At 63.5% G+C, this 11,783-nt stretch carries 16 protein-coding genes; 8 read left to right on the forward strand and 8 right to left on the reverse strand.

Features of this window, described 5'->3' with window-relative positions:
- Nucleotides 1-79 precede the first annotated feature (79 nt).
- Nucleotides 80-991: a pirin family protein gene (locus BKY27_RS02380; protein WP_071672830.1), complete on the forward strand. Its 912-nt coding sequence runs from the start codon at nt 80-82 to the stop codon at nt 989-991.
- Between the two features lie 237 nt (nt 992-1,228).
- Here the strand turns inward: BKY27_RS02380 and BKY27_RS02385 are convergent, their stop codons facing one another.
- Nucleotides 1,229-1,603, reverse strand: coding sequence for a hypothetical protein (locus BKY27_RS02385; protein ID WP_071672831.1), 375 nt, complete (start codon nt 1,601-1,603; stop codon nt 1,229-1,231).
- Between the two features lie 97 nt (nt 1,604-1,700).
- Between BKY27_RS02385 and BKY27_RS02390 the strand changes: the two genes are divergently transcribed.
- On the forward strand, nt 1,701-2,462 hold the full coding sequence (locus BKY27_RS02390; RefSeq protein ID WP_071672832.1) for an alpha/beta fold hydrolase: 762 nt from the start codon (nt 1,701-1,703) through the stop codon (nt 2,460-2,462).
- 146 nt (nt 2,463-2,608) lie between these two features.
- Here the strand turns inward: BKY27_RS02390 and BKY27_RS02395 are convergent, their stop codons facing one another.
- From BKY27_RS02395 to BKY27_RS02405, 3 genes are all read right to left on the reverse strand, one after another.
- On the reverse strand, nt 2,609-3,118 hold the full coding sequence (locus BKY27_RS02395; protein WP_071672833.1) for a PhnA domain-containing protein: 510 nt from the start codon (nt 3,116-3,118) through the stop codon (nt 2,609-2,611).
- An 82-nt stretch (nt 3,119-3,200) separates the two neighbouring features.
- Nucleotides 3,201-3,635 carry a DsrE family protein gene (locus BKY27_RS02400; protein WP_071672834.1) on the reverse strand — a complete coding sequence of 145 codons (435 nt, stop codon included), beginning with the start codon at nt 3,633-3,635 and terminating at the stop codon, nt 3,201-3,203.
- Between the two features lie 169 nt (nt 3,636-3,804).
- Nucleotides 3,805-3,987, reverse strand: coding sequence for a hypothetical protein (locus BKY27_RS02405; RefSeq protein ID WP_071672835.1), 183 nt, complete (start codon nt 3,985-3,987; stop codon nt 3,805-3,807).
- Nucleotides 3,988-4,115: 128 nt separating this feature from the next.
- Here BKY27_RS02405 and BKY27_RS19860 point away from each other — a divergent pair, with 128 nt between their 5' ends.
- The gene (locus BKY27_RS19860; protein WP_146636149.1) at nt 4,116-4,682 is read left to right on the forward strand and encodes a hypothetical protein; all 567 of its coding nucleotides are present in this window, start codon (nt 4,116-4,118) and stop codon (nt 4,680-4,682) included.
- 315 nt (nt 4,683-4,997) lie between these two features.
- Here the strand turns inward: BKY27_RS19860 and BKY27_RS02410 are convergent, their stop codons facing one another.
- Both BKY27_RS02410 and lepA read right to left on the reverse strand, forming a co-directional pair.
- Entirely contained in the window at nt 4,998-5,294 is a 297-nt protein-coding gene (locus BKY27_RS02410; protein WP_071672836.1) for a GIY-YIG nuclease family protein, read from the reverse strand.
- A 157-nt stretch (nt 5,295-5,451) separates the two neighbouring features.
- Nucleotides 5,452-7,251, reverse strand: a complete 1,800-nt coding sequence (lepA, locus tag BKY27_RS02415) for a translation elongation factor 4 (RefSeq protein WP_071672837.1) — start codon at nt 7,249-7,251, stop codon at nt 5,452-5,454.
- Nucleotides 7,252-7,287: 36 nt separating this feature from the next.
- Between lepA and BKY27_RS02420 the strand changes: the two genes are divergently transcribed.
- The 3 genes from BKY27_RS02420 (at nt 7,288) to BKY27_RS02430 (ending at nt 9,129) form a co-directional block, all read left to right on the forward strand.
- Nucleotides 7,288-7,575 (forward strand): acylphosphatase, encoded by a 288-nt coding sequence (locus tag BKY27_RS02420; protein ID WP_071672838.1) that lies wholly within the window; start codon nt 7,288-7,290, stop codon nt 7,573-7,575.
- 117 nt (nt 7,576-7,692) lie between these two features.
- Entirely contained in the window at nt 7,693-8,460 is a 768-nt protein-coding gene (locus BKY27_RS02425; protein WP_071672839.1) for a hypothetical protein, read from the forward strand.
- A 12-nt stretch (nt 8,461-8,472) separates the two neighbouring features.
- A complete protein-coding gene (locus BKY27_RS02430) occupies nt 8,473-9,129 on the forward strand; it encodes a Fe2+-dependent dioxygenase (protein ID WP_071672840.1) in 657 nt (218 codons plus the stop codon).
- Here BKY27_RS02430 and BKY27_RS02435 read toward each other — a convergent pair.
- Nucleotides 9,126-9,584, reverse strand: a complete 459-nt coding sequence (locus BKY27_RS02435) for an Lrp/AsnC family transcriptional regulator (RefSeq protein ID WP_071672841.1) — start codon at nt 9,582-9,584, stop codon at nt 9,126-9,128. The two genes, BKY27_RS02430 and BKY27_RS02435, sit on opposite strands and share 4 nt — an antisense overlap.
- 127 nt (nt 9,585-9,711) lie before the next feature.
- Here BKY27_RS02435 and BKY27_RS02440 point away from each other — a divergent pair, with 127 nt between their 5' ends.
- Together BKY27_RS02440 and BKY27_RS02445 are read left to right on the forward strand one after the other, a co-directional pair.
- Nucleotides 9,712-10,761: a Glu/Leu/Phe/Val family dehydrogenase gene (locus BKY27_RS02440; protein WP_071672842.1), complete on the forward strand. Its 1,050-nt coding sequence runs from the start codon at nt 9,712-9,714 to the stop codon at nt 10,759-10,761.
- Between the two features lie 147 nt (nt 10,762-10,908).
- The gene (locus BKY27_RS02445; RefSeq protein ID WP_071672942.1) at nt 10,909-11,211 is read left to right on the forward strand and encodes a hypothetical protein; all 303 of its coding nucleotides are present in this window, start codon (nt 10,909-10,911) and stop codon (nt 11,209-11,211) included.
- 107 nt (nt 11,212-11,318) lie between these two features.
- Here BKY27_RS02445 and BKY27_RS02450 read toward each other — a convergent pair whose 3' ends face one another.
- A complete protein-coding gene (locus BKY27_RS02450; RefSeq protein ID WP_071672843.1) occupies nt 11,319-11,771 on the reverse strand; it encodes a low molecular weight protein-tyrosine-phosphatase in 453 nt (150 codons plus the stop codon).
- Between the last annotated feature and the right edge of the window lie 12 nt (nt 11,772-11,783).

Genomic DNA, 11,783 nt, shown 5'->3' on the forward strand with positions numbered 1-11,783 from the left:
GGCCGTTTGCGGGACCGCAATTGCCGGGTGCGCGCCCCTGCCCTAGGTTCAGGTCAAACGGACAGAAGGAGACGCGACCATGTCCATCAGACCCGTCACAGAGGCCCGCCTTGCGCGGCCCACCATGGAAGGCGCAGGCGTGCATCTGCACCGGGCCTTCGGCTTTCAGGACCCGAGCGAGCTGGACCCGTTCCTGCTGTTCGACGATTTCCGAGGGGATCAGCCGTCCGACTACCTGCGCGGCTTCCCGTGGCACCCGCATCGGGGGATCGAGACGATCACCTATGTTCTGGCCGGAACCGTCGAGCATGGCGACAGCCTTGGCAACACCGGCAAGCTTGGCGCGGGCTCGGTCCAATGGATGACCGCCGGGTCGGGCATCCTGCATCAGGAAATGCCCAAGGGGAATGCCAAGGGGCAGATGCACGGCTTTCAGCTCTGGGGCAATCTGCCCTCCAGCCTGAAGATGACCGCCCCCCGCTATCAGGACATCGAGGGCAAGGATATTCCCGAGGTGATCGACGATGACGGCACGGTCGTGCGGGTGATCGTGGGTGATTTCTGGGGCAAGCGTGGCCCTGTCGACGGCATCGCTGCCGATCCGCAATACCTGGACGTGACGATACCTGCGGGGGTCAACAAGACCTTCAAGATCGACACCTACCGCCGGGCCTTCGCCTATGTGTTCGAGGGGGCGGCCGCCTTTGCCGATGCTTCGCAGCCCGAGGGCGTGTTGCTGGAAAAGGAAGTCATGGGCCAAGAAGTCAACATGCGCGACCTGTCGGGCAACCGGACGTTGATCCGCTTTGGCACCGGCGATGAGGTGACGGTGCAGGCGGGATCCGAGGGCGTGCGTTTCCTGCTCATATCCGGCGCGCCGATCGCCGAGCCGGTGGCATGGCACGGCCCGATCGTCATGAACACGCAGGCCGAGATTCAGCAGGCCATGCGCGATCTGAGGAACGGCACCTTTCTGGCACCGCAACACTGAACACAAACCCGCCGGAGGCGTCAGCCCCCGGCGGATAATCCGTCGTCGCAGTCGAAGCGTTCAGAGAAGGCCGATCAATAGGGCCGGTGCCCCGAACATGCCTGCGATGATGAGGAAGAGCGACAGCGTGAGGCCCTTGAACATGGCGTTTCCTTTCGTGATGTCCTGATGTCCGCGAAAGGGGATCTAAGTCGGTAGAGATCCGCTGTTATGCGGCGGGCGGTCGCAGGCCGGACGCTAAAGGCCCCCGCGCCAGACCAGAACGACGATCAGCAGCACAAGCACCGCGAAAATTCGAAAGGCAATCTCGCCCAACAACCCTGCCCGCGCCCGCGCGCGGCGGGTTTGGGGGTCGCTCTGCTTCAACCACGCTTCGATCCGACGGGCGGCCTGCGCGGCCCCCGTGCCGTCGGTCACCCGCGCCAATCGCGGGTGTTGCGCCCGTTCGAGCGCCGCAAGGATCAGCGCCCCGTCGGCACGCCGCGCACGGGGCAGGCGGCGCCCGGCCTGATGCAGTGCCCTGTCCAGACTGTCGGCCCGCACATCCAGCTTGTCCCGCATCAACGCGGCCAGCCTGTCCGCCGTCCCTTGCAGCTCGTGAAGATCAGCCATCCCGCCACGCCCCCTGAAACCCGACACAGGATATCGCTATGGGGCGGCGGCCTCAACGGCTCTGGCACGACGCGCGGGAATGGGCTAACCCGGAACAATGCTGACCACGACCCTCACCGGTGATCCGACCGACCGACCGCCCCTGTTGATCGCGCATGGCCTGTTCGGCTCGGCGCGGAACTGGAACGTTGTTGCAAAACGCCTGTCCGACACGCGGCAAGTGCTGAGCGTCGACATGCGCAACCATGGGGAAAGCGGTTTCGCGGCAAGCCACAGCTATGTCGACCTTGCCGCCGATCTGGCCGAGGTGATCGCGGCCCATGGCGGCAACGCGGATGTGCTGGGCCATTCCATGGGTGGGAAGGCCGCGATGATGCTGGCCCTGACTCAGCCAGATCTTGTGCATCGTCTGGTCGTGGCCGACATCGCACCTGTGCCCTATGGCCACAGCCAGTCCCACCTGATCGAGGCGATGCGGTCGGTGGACCTGTCGCGCATCGAGACCCGGCGCGATGCCGATGCCCAGTTGCAACCGCTGGTGGCCGAGGATGGCGTGCGCGCCTTCCTGCTGCAATCGCTGGACGTGAAGGGCAAGCGTTGGCGGCTGAACCACGACGTTCTGGAAGCGGACATGGACAAGATCACCGGCTGGCCCGAGGACGTCTCGGGCCAGTTCGACGGGCCGGTCCTGATGCTGTCGGGGGCCGAGTCGGATTATGTCCTGCCCGAACACCGCGACCGCATCCGGGGGTATTTTCCCAAGGCGCGGTTTGCGAAGATCCCCGGCGCGGGCCATTGGCTTCACGCAGACAAACCACGAGAGTTCGAGGCCGCGATCCGCGCGTTCCTGGACGCCTGAAACTGCCCTGATCTTCCGTGCGGTGGCCCATGCCGGCACAATGGCCCGCATCCCGGCAGGAGGATGGCACACCAAAGGCGGTGCACCTTGTCATGGGCCAAGTCGAACCGGGTGCAGGGGCGTGTATTTTCGCCCGGCTATCGGTATCAGCGCTTCTTGACGAACTCGGTCAGGATGACGATGCGCTGCCCTTCGACACGACCCTCGATATGGGCCGGGTTATCTTGAACCAGCGAAATCCCCCGCACGGCCGTGCCACGTTTCGCGGTGAAGCCACCGCCCTTGACGGGCAAGTCCTTGATCAAGACCACCGTATCGCCTTGGGTCAAGGGAACGCCGTTGCTGTCCTTGTGGGCGCTTTCCTGTGGCACATTTTCGACCCAGGCGCGCATGTCATCGTCCAGCCAGAGCTGATCGGCCAGATCGCGGGCCCATTCCTCGGTCGAGAGCCGCGCCAGCATCCGGGCCGACAGCACCTGAACCGCCGGTTCCTCGGACCACATGGACGATGCCAACCCGCGCCAGTGGTTGGGGTCAGGCGTGCCGTCGATCTGGGAAATGCAGGTGTCGCAGATCTCAACGGTCGCACCCTCGGGGCCGCCGGTGACGGCAAAGACGGTGAGCGGCGCGTCGGCGGCGCAGAGGGGGCAGGTCATGGCGGAGAACTCCGATAGAAGGGGTTTTCTCCGCTATAGAACCCTGCCACCCGCTTGGGCAGAGGGCAGGACCGCGCAGGTCTCAGGGCCGGATGTAGGCGTAGCCATCTTCCTGCAACTCGATCAGCCGCACAACGCCTGACGGCGTGATGCTGACGCCGTCGAAAAGCGGCACCTCTTCGCCCGCCGCCTCGCTCATCCGCCGGTGGGTGTTGCCGCAGGCCGAAAAGGCCAGATTGTCCATCCCAAGGGTCATGGTTTCGATCCGGTCAGCAACCGGACTTCTCCCTGGAATCAACATGTTAAGGCCAGGGCCGTAGGCGACGAGCTCGATTTCCACGGTGTCGCCTTGCGCGGCGTAGTAGGTAGAGACGTTGACGGCGTTGTTGAGCGCCATGTTCATCACCTGCGGGTCGTTCTGGTCGACATGGATGGCCACGTGGTGGGCCACGCCCTCGGCCAAGGCCCCACAGGTCGACATGGCGACAAGTGCCGCCGAAACAAGCATTTTTTTCATGAGTATCCTCCCTGTTCGTCCCCGAAGCCTAGCGGATTCGCGTCACGATTGCGACAAAAATTCACAGGTATGAATATTTGAGTGTGTCGCCGTTGCAGCCCCGAAAACAGGGGGGTGCCATGCGTACACCCCCCGTACACCCCCTGTGCACCCCCCGTGCAGACGAAATTCACTTTCCGCCCATGGCCCGCGCGACGACCCACGCGGCGGGAAAGGCCAGGACGAAGCCGCCGAGAACCGCCGCCGTGATCGGAACGGCCCCCACCCATCCCGCGACAAGAGCGATGACGAGGAACACGCCCGCAAGGGTGGCGCCGATGAAGAGGTGGAGGAGGAGGAGAAGATAGGACATGGGGGATGTCCTAGCCGGTGGGAAGGCGGGGGGCTTTGATTTGGGTCAGGGTGGGAGATTTGCGCCCAGTCTCCGATCGGTTATCTTGGACATAATATGATCCGAGAATCTGGAAAGTGTCAGCCGAAATGGCGCATCACATAGAAAAGTTGCTGCCTCGGCGCTTTTTGCTCGAACTCGGCACCTACGTGCAAACTTGTGCGCATATCGAGCTGCTGGCTTGTGGACTTTTGGTCTGCCTAAAAGGGAAAAACCCGTCGGACCCCGATTGGTTCGCAAGCTACAGTACAACGAGAAAACTGGGGACCGCTGACCTTAGAATTCAATTGGAAAGCGCGTCAAGCAAAGCGGGTGACTATGGCTTTCAGAAAGATCTGAAGGCCCTTTGTGATTGGATAAAGCAGTTTACGAACAACAGACATATTGCCGTTCATGGAGCTTTCGTTGGAACCCCTGAAGGATTCCTAAGAGTCGATTATCTTCACAAAGAGAAGCGCAATGGAAACCCTGAATTTCGTCGCGAACGCACCGCTGTAACCCCTGAAATTGTCGCGGAAGCACTGAATGACGCGGATAGAATATACATCACATTGATGGGAATGCTGGAACAAATCCGCCTAGGTCTATCGAGTGAGGTCTATCGTGCTGCTATTCCATGTGTTGTTCACCCAGACGGCAGTCCGAATTCTCAATAACAGCGCGCTTTGGAAGAGCGCTTTGCTTGACTTGAGGTCCCCGCTTTCGCGGGGATGACAGGTGTAGCGATCAACCGTTCGGGCTGTCATGCCCGCGTAAGCGGGTATCTCTCGGGACTCGCCTTGTACGCTAAATGACGTGTGGTGCGTATGGATGGTGGTCCCCGCTTTCGCGGGGATGACAGGTGTATCGATCAACCTTTCGCGCTGTCATGCCCGCGAAAGCGGGTATCTCTCGGGACTCGGCTTGTACGCTAAATGAAGTTTGGTGCGTATGGATGGTGGTCCCCGCTTTCGCGGGGATGACAGGGGGCGCTAAAGGCGCAGCTCGGTCGCCAGGTCGCGCCAGTCCGGGTTCATTGCTTCAATCATCTCCACCTTCCACGCCCTGTTCCACTTCTTGATCCGCTTTTCGCGCAGAATGGCCTCGCGGATATCCGCGTGCGGCTCGAACCAGACCAAGCGGTGCAGATTGTACCTGCGCGTGAAGCTGTTGGCCCTGCCCTGTCTGTGTTCGACAACCCGACGCTCAAGAGTGTTGGTGACGCCGGTGTAGAGCGTTCCATTCGGCCGGTTGGTCAGGATATAGGTGAAATAGCTATGGTCCCGCATGGGCGCAGGATGGAGCGCGGAGAGTTAAGTGGGAGTTAACGGTGGAGTGGATGTTGGGGGGTCCCCGCTTTCGCGGGGATGACATGTGCTCCGTTCAGGCCCTTCGCCTGTCATCCCCGCGAAAGCGGGGACCCCAAGCCACACGCGCGACGCGACCTCAGTTATCCATCTTCAACGCATTGATGAACGCGCTTTGCGGGATCTCGACCTTGCCGAACTGGCGCATCTTCTTCTTGCCCGCTTTCTGCTTGTCCAGAAGCTTGCGCTTCCTTGTGGCGTCGCCGCCGTAGCATTTGGCGGTCACGTCCTTGCGCAGGGCGGCCAGCGTTTCGCGGGCGATGACGCGGCCGCCGATGGCGGCCTGGATCGGGATCTTGAACATGTGGCGCGGGATCAGATCCTTGAGCTTTTCGCACATGGCGCGGCCCCGCATCTCGGCGCGGTCGCGGTGTACCATGGTGGAAAGCGCATCGACCGGCTCGTCGTTCACAAGGATCTGCATCTTGACGAGGTAGTCCTGCCGGTAGCCTTCCATCTGGTAATCGAACGACGCATAGCCCTTGGTCACCGATTTCAGGCGGTCGTAGAAGTCGAACACCACTTCGTTCAGCGGCAGGTCATAGACCACCATGGCGCGGCTGCCCGCATAGGTCAGGTCAAGCTGGATGCCGCGACGATCCTGGCAGAGTTTCAGCACGTCGCCGAGATACTCGTCGGGCACGAGGATGGTCGCCTTGATCCGCGGTTCTTCAATGTGATCGACATAGGTCAGGTCGGGCATGTCGGCGGGGTTGTGCAGCTCCTGCATCGTCCCGTCCTTCATGTAGACATGGTAGATCACCGAGGGGGCCGTGGTGATCAGGTCGATATCGTATTCGCGTTCGATCCGGTCGCGGATGACTTCGAGGTGCAAGAGCCCGAGGAAGCCGCAGCGGAAGCCGAAGCCGAGCGCGGCGGAGGTTTCCATCTCGTAGCTGAAGGAGGCGTCGTTCAGCGCCAGTTTCTCGATCGCGTCGCGCAGGTCTTCGAATTCGGCGGAATCCACGGGGAAGAGGCCGCAGAAAACAACCGGCTGCGAGGGTTTGAAGCCCGGAAGAGCTTTCTCGCAGGGTTTCTTCTCATGCGTGATGGTGTCGCCGACGCGGGTGTCGCGGACCTGCTTGATCGAGGCGGTGAGGAAGCCGATCTCTCCCGGTCCGAGGTCCGCGATGTTCTGCATGGCGGGCTTGAAGACGCCGAGGCGGTCCACCGGGTAGGTGCCGCCGGTCTTCATCATGCGGATGCGGTCGCCCTTCTTGATAACCCCGTCGATGACACGGATGATGACGACGACACCGAGGTAAGAGTCATAGTAACTGTCCACGAGCATCGCCTTGAGCGGCGCATCGCGGGTGCCCTTGGGCGCGGGCAGGCGCTTGACGATGGCCTCCAGCACGTCCGGGATGCCGACGCCGGTCTTGGCGGAAATCAGCACGGCGTCGCTGGCGTCGATGCCGATCACGTCCTCGATCTGTTCGGCCACGCGCTCGGGCTCTGCTGCCGGAAGGTCGACCTTGTTCAGAACCGGCACGATCTCATGATCCGCGTCGATGGCCTGGTAGACATTGGCGAGGGTCTGCGCCTCGACGCCCTGGCTCGCGTCCACGACCAGAAGAGAGCCTTCGACGGCCTGCATCGAACGGCTGACCTCGTAGGCGAAGTCGACATGGCCGGGGGTGTCGATCAGGTTGAGCACATAGGTCTCGCCATCTTGCGCCGGATACTCGATGCGCACGGTGTTGGCCTTGATGGTGATACCGCGTTCCCGCTCGATATCCATCGCGTCGAGCATCTGCTCTTTCATGTCGCGTTCGGCCACCGTGCCGGTCAGCTGGATCAGCCGGTCAGCAAGCGTGGATTTGCCGTGGTCGATATGCGCCACGATGGAGAAATTGCGGATGTGATCAAGGTCGGTCATGATCCGGTGATATGTCTAGGTTTTGAAGGTTGGTCAATGGCTGACAGCATCGTGGTGACAGCAAGGGTGACTGGTCGGGTGCAGGGCGTGTGGTTCCGGGGCTGGACGCAGGCCGAGGCCGAGCGGCGGGGGCTGTGCGGATGGGTGCGCAACGACCCCGACGGGTCGGTGATCGCGCTGATCGGCGGGCCGGAGGCGGAGGTGCGGGCGATGATCGCAACCTTGCATGCGGGCCCGGAGGCGGCGCGCGTGGCCGAAGTCGAAATCGTGCACCTGGACAGCGATACCGTGGATCTGCCCGAGGGATTCAACGTCCGGCGATAGGCGGATTCTGTCGCGGGATCGGGACGGAACCGGGAGGGTGGAAAAACCTGAGTGAATTACTTGACTTCAATAGTCGGGAAAATTACCAAGCAAATCACTCGGAAATAGGAGACGCACATGTCCGACGAATTGAACAAGGCGCCACGGATGGTCGTGGCCCGGCGCGCGCTGCTGATTGGCGCTGCGGGAACGGTGATGGCTTCGCCCCTGCTGGCCGCGGGGGAAGGTGGCGAAGGCGGTGAAGGTGCCGCGACCGAGGGGCTTGATCCCCGCGTTGCGATGCTGACCAGCATCGGCTTTTTCGATGCCAGCCTGCGGATCGTGGCGGATCTTTATGCGCTTGGAGAAATCGGGGAAGCGCAGGACCAACTGGCCGGATCGCACCATGCCCACTACGACGATATCGCGGGCGGGCTGGCCTCCTTCGGTGCCGACGGGTTCGAGGAAGAGGCGATGGCCTTTGCCGAAGCCATCGACAGCGGTGCCGATGCGCTGGTGGTCGCCGACCGTTTTGCCGTGGTGCATCAGGCCCTGCTGGCGGCCTATGCCGGGGCCGATGCCTCGGAAACGGTCCATGCCGCCGAAGCCTTGGTGCGTGCCGCGTATGGCGATTACGAAGCCGGGGTTTACGAGGGCGACGTGATTTCCCCCCATGAATACCGCGATGCGTGGGGCTTTGCGAAAGTGGCCGAGGAACGGTTGCAGGCGCTGGCGGGTGCGGAGGATGCCGAGGTGGCGCAGGCCGGAGCGCGCGGGGTTGCCGCGATGGCCGATGTCTGGGCGCTGTTCCCCAGCCTGAACGCCACCACAGTCGATGCCGTGGACGCGTCGGTTCTGGCCGGGGCGGCTGCGCGGATCGAAATCGCCGGTCTGCGGCTGGACTGAGGAGGGACGGCGGTGTTTCACCTGATCGACGGCGTGTTTGACGCGCCGACCGTGGCCGCCCTGCGGGCCGCCGTGGCGGAGTTGGATTTCGAGGACGGGCACACCACCGCCGGCCCCCTGGCGCGGCTTGTGAAGAACAATGCGCAGGCCGCGCCCTCGCCCGACCGCGACGCGGTGCTGAAAAAGGTCGAAAGGACCCTGTGGGCGCATCCCGGCTTTCAGTCCGTCGCACGGCCCAGGGCGGTGGTGCGGCTGCTGATCTCGGCCTATGCGGGCGGGCAGGCCTATGGAACCCATGTGGATGATGCGCTGATGGCGGGGGCACGCACGGATGTGTCCTTTACCATCCCGCTGACCGCGCCCGACGCCTACGAGGGCGGCGCCCTGGTTGTGCAGGACCGAGTGGAAGAGCGCGGCTTCAAGCCGGAGCCGGGACAGGCCATCGTCTACCCGTCGGACACGCTGCACCGGGTAGAGCCTGTGACAGAGGGCCAGCGCGTGGCGATTGTCGGCTGGGTCACAAGCTGGGTGCGCGACCCGGCCAAACGGGACATCCTGTTCGATCTGGACGAATCCATCGCCGCAGAAACAGCGCGGGGGGCCGACCCCGCGCAATTGCTGCGGCTGTCCAAGACCCGCAGCAACCTGCTGCGGATGTGGGCGGGTTAGCCGACCTTCGGGCTGATATCCCGGTTGACCATCGCGCGCAGGGAAAAGCTGGTGCGGGTGGAGCGCAGGCCGGTCACGCGCATCAGGTCCTGCTCAAGGAAATCGTCGAAACTGCGCAGGTCGCGGGCGGCGATTTTCAGCAGGATGTCGCGGCTACCGGTCATCAGGTGACATTCCAGCACTTCCGGGAACCGCTGCACCGCGCGCTCGAACTGCTCCAGCGCGTCGCGCGATTGGCGCTCCAGCTCGGCGAAGACGAAGACCGTGATCGGGAAGCCCAGTTTTTCCGGGTCTACCTTGGCGGCATAGCCGGTGATGATGCCGTCGGCCTCCATCCTTGCCATGCGGCGGGCACAGGGCGTGGGGGACAGGCCCACCCGTTCTGCCAGATCGGTGACGGGCACGCGGCCATCGGCCTGTAGGGTGGCAAGAATCCGTCGGTCAACGCTATCCATTGCAGCTTTCCCCTCCATATTCGGCCAATATTGGTGGATATTATCACACCTTACGGAAATGGGAACGCAGTTTGGCGTCAATCCCTCGTGCTGCGCGGCTATCCTCTAGCAAAGAGGAGGAGACACCATGGACCTTACCCCGATCCCGACCCCATCCCATGAAGAGGTGTTGCGCGTCAGCGATGCAGAGACCGGCCTGGTCGGTTTTATCGCCATCCATTCAACCCAGCTGGGCCCCGCGGCGGGCGGGCTGCGGATGCGGCGCTATGACAGCGAAGAGGCCGCGCTGACCGATGCGCTGCGCCTGAGCCATGGCATGACCTTCAAGAACGCGGCGGCGGGCCTGCCGCTTGGCGGCGGCAAGGCGGTGATCATTGGCGATCCGGGCACCGACAAGACCGACGCGATGCTGGCCGCCTTCGGCAGCGCCATCGCCGCGCTGCGTGGCCGTTACTGGACCGCCGAGGACATGGGCATGAGCCCCGCCGACATGGCGGTGATCGCCAGCGCGACCCGCTTTGTCGCGGGCCTGCCGGATGGAGAGTTTGCCAGCGGCGACCCGTCGCCCGTCACGGCCAAGGGGATTTTCAACGCGATCCGCTGCACGGCCAAGCACCGCTTGGGCAGCGCCGACCTGACCGGGCGCCATGTGGCGGTGCAGGGGCTGGGGCATGTCGGCTGGGATCTGGCGGCACAGGTGCACGCGGCGGGGGCCACCCTGTCGGTGGCCGATATCAGCCCGGCCCGCGCACAGAAGGCATCCGAGCGGTTCGGGGCCACGGTTCTGGACCCCACCCAGATCGTGACGGCCAAGGCCGACATCCTTGCCCCCTGCGCCATTGGCGGCATCCTGAACGCCGAGACCATCCCGCTGTTGCAGGTCAAGGCCGTGGCGGGCAGCGCGAACAACCAGTTGGCGACCCCGGCGGATGGCGACGCGCTGCACAAGCGCGGCATCCTCTATGCGCCGGATTACGTGGCCAATGCGGGCGGGATCATCAACGTGGCGACCGAGATCCTGCGAATCCATGACCGTGCGGGCTTCGTCGCCGAGAAACTGGCCGAAGCGGAGGCGACGCTGGACGCGATCCTGAGCCGGGCCGTGGCGCGCGATCTTTCGCCCAACAAGCTGTCGGACGAGATCGTTCTGGCCCGGATGCAGCGCCCCGCCGCCTGATCCGCGCAAATCCGCCCAAAAACCCGCCGTGGCGCATCGCCGATTGCGCCACGGTTGCCGCTTCGCCAGAGTGCGGGCATCGACGGAATGGGACCCGTCGATACCGGCCTTGCGCCGGGACCGGGACAACGGAACAGGGCTATGGGCATGGGCAGAAAATTCACCCTCATCTTGACGCTGTTTCTTCTGAGCGGGGCGCCGCTGAACGCCAATCCGGTGGAACGGGCCTGCATGTCGTCAGGCCGCACCGCTGCGACGCCGTCCCTTTGTGCCTGCATCGGAAACGCGGCGCGTCAAACGCTCAACTTCGGCGAACAACGACAGGCCGCGCGCCTGTTCAGCGACCCGGACCGCGCCGAGGTGACGCGCATGTCGGCGAGCCGTCGTGACGTGGATTTCTGGGCAAGCTACCAGCACTTTGGCGAGACCGCCGAAGCGATGTGCGGCTGACGCGTTGTGCGTGTCGCGTTCGTATGCATTCACGCGCCGCACTCCGGCCTATTGATGTCGCATTCCCCAAGAGTGCACGACCGGTTCCCGCTTTTGCCTGACATGCATTAGCCAAGCCTGACCGCCCACGCCTGCGCCGCCTGTTCGATCAGCGACACCACCGCGTCGAAATCGCGGGTGTAGTATGGGTCGGGCACGTCCTCTGGCCCCTCGGGCAAGACCGACAGGAACAATTCCAACCGGGCCGTGCCGCTCGCTGGCCGGATGTCTTGCAGATCGCGCAGATTGTTGCGGTCCATGGCAAGGACAAGATCGAAGCGATGGAAATCTTCGGGGTTGATCTGCCGCGCGCGCTGGCCGCCCAGGTCATAGCCGCGTGCCCGCGCCGCATCCTGCATCGGGCCATAGGGGGCATCCCCGATATGCCAGCCGGATGTGCCCGCGCTGTCGATATGGGCGTCGGGCAGCACGGCCCGCAAGATGCCCTCGCCCGTCGGCGAGCGGCAGATATTTCCCAGACACACACACAGGATATTGTCGGCGCGACTCGTGTATTCCATGCGGGTTCCCTT

Source organism: Nioella nitratireducens, assembly GCF_001879715.1.
In the GTDB taxonomy this organism is placed as follows: Bacteria; Pseudomonadota; Alphaproteobacteria; order Rhodobacterales; family Rhodobacteraceae; genus Nioella; species Nioella nitratireducens.

Bases quoted from the DNA above. Each gene is read 5' to 3' on its own strand.
- BKY27_RS02380 (WP_071672830.1), top strand. From the start codon at position 80: ATGTCCATCAGACCCGTCACAGAGGCCCGCCTTGCGCGGCCCACCATG.
- BKY27_RS02385 (WP_071672831.1), bottom strand. From the start codon at position 1,603: ATGGCTGATCTTCACGAGCTGCAAGGGACGGCGGACAGGCTGGCCGCG.
- BKY27_RS02390 (WP_071672832.1), top strand. From the start codon at position 1,701: ATGCTGACCACGACCCTCACCGGTGATCCGACCGACCGACCGCCCCTG.
- BKY27_RS02395 (WP_071672833.1), bottom strand. From the start codon at position 3,118: ATGACCTGCCCCCTCTGCGCCGCCGACGCGCCGCTCACCGTCTTTGCC.
- BKY27_RS02400 (WP_071672834.1), bottom strand. From the start codon at position 3,635: ATGAAAAAAATGCTTGTTTCGGCGGCACTTGTCGCCATGTCGACCTGT.
- BKY27_RS02405 (WP_071672835.1), bottom strand. From the start codon at position 3,987: ATGTCCTATCTTCTCCTCCTCCTCCACCTCTTCATCGGCGCCACCCTT.
- BKY27_RS19860 (WP_146636149.1), top strand. From the start codon at position 4,116: ATGGCGCATCACATAGAAAAGTTGCTGCCTCGGCGCTTTTTGCTCGAA.
- BKY27_RS02410 (WP_071672836.1), bottom strand. From the start codon at position 5,294: ATGCGGGACCATAGCTATTTCACCTATATCCTGACCAACCGGCCGAAT.
- lepA (WP_071672837.1), bottom strand. From the start codon at position 7,251: ATGACCGACCTTGATCACATCCGCAATTTCTCCATCGTGGCGCATATC.
- BKY27_RS02420 (WP_071672838.1), top strand. From the start codon at position 7,288: ATGGCTGACAGCATCGTGGTGACAGCAAGGGTGACTGGTCGGGTGCAG.
- BKY27_RS02425 (WP_071672839.1), top strand. From the start codon at position 7,693: ATGTCCGACGAATTGAACAAGGCGCCACGGATGGTCGTGGCCCGGCGC.
- BKY27_RS02435 (WP_071672841.1), bottom strand. From the start codon at position 9,584: ATGGATAGCGTTGACCGACGGATTCTTGCCACCCTACAGGCCGATGGC.
- BKY27_RS02440 (WP_071672842.1), top strand. From the start codon at position 9,712: ATGGACCTTACCCCGATCCCGACCCCATCCCATGAAGAGGTGTTGCGC.
- BKY27_RS02445 (WP_071672942.1), top strand. From the start codon at position 10,909: ATGGGCAGAAAATTCACCCTCATCTTGACGCTGTTTCTTCTGAGCGGG.
- BKY27_RS02450 (WP_071672843.1), bottom strand. From the start codon at position 11,771: ATGGAATACACGAGTCGCGCCGACAATATCCTGTGTGTGTGTCTGGGA.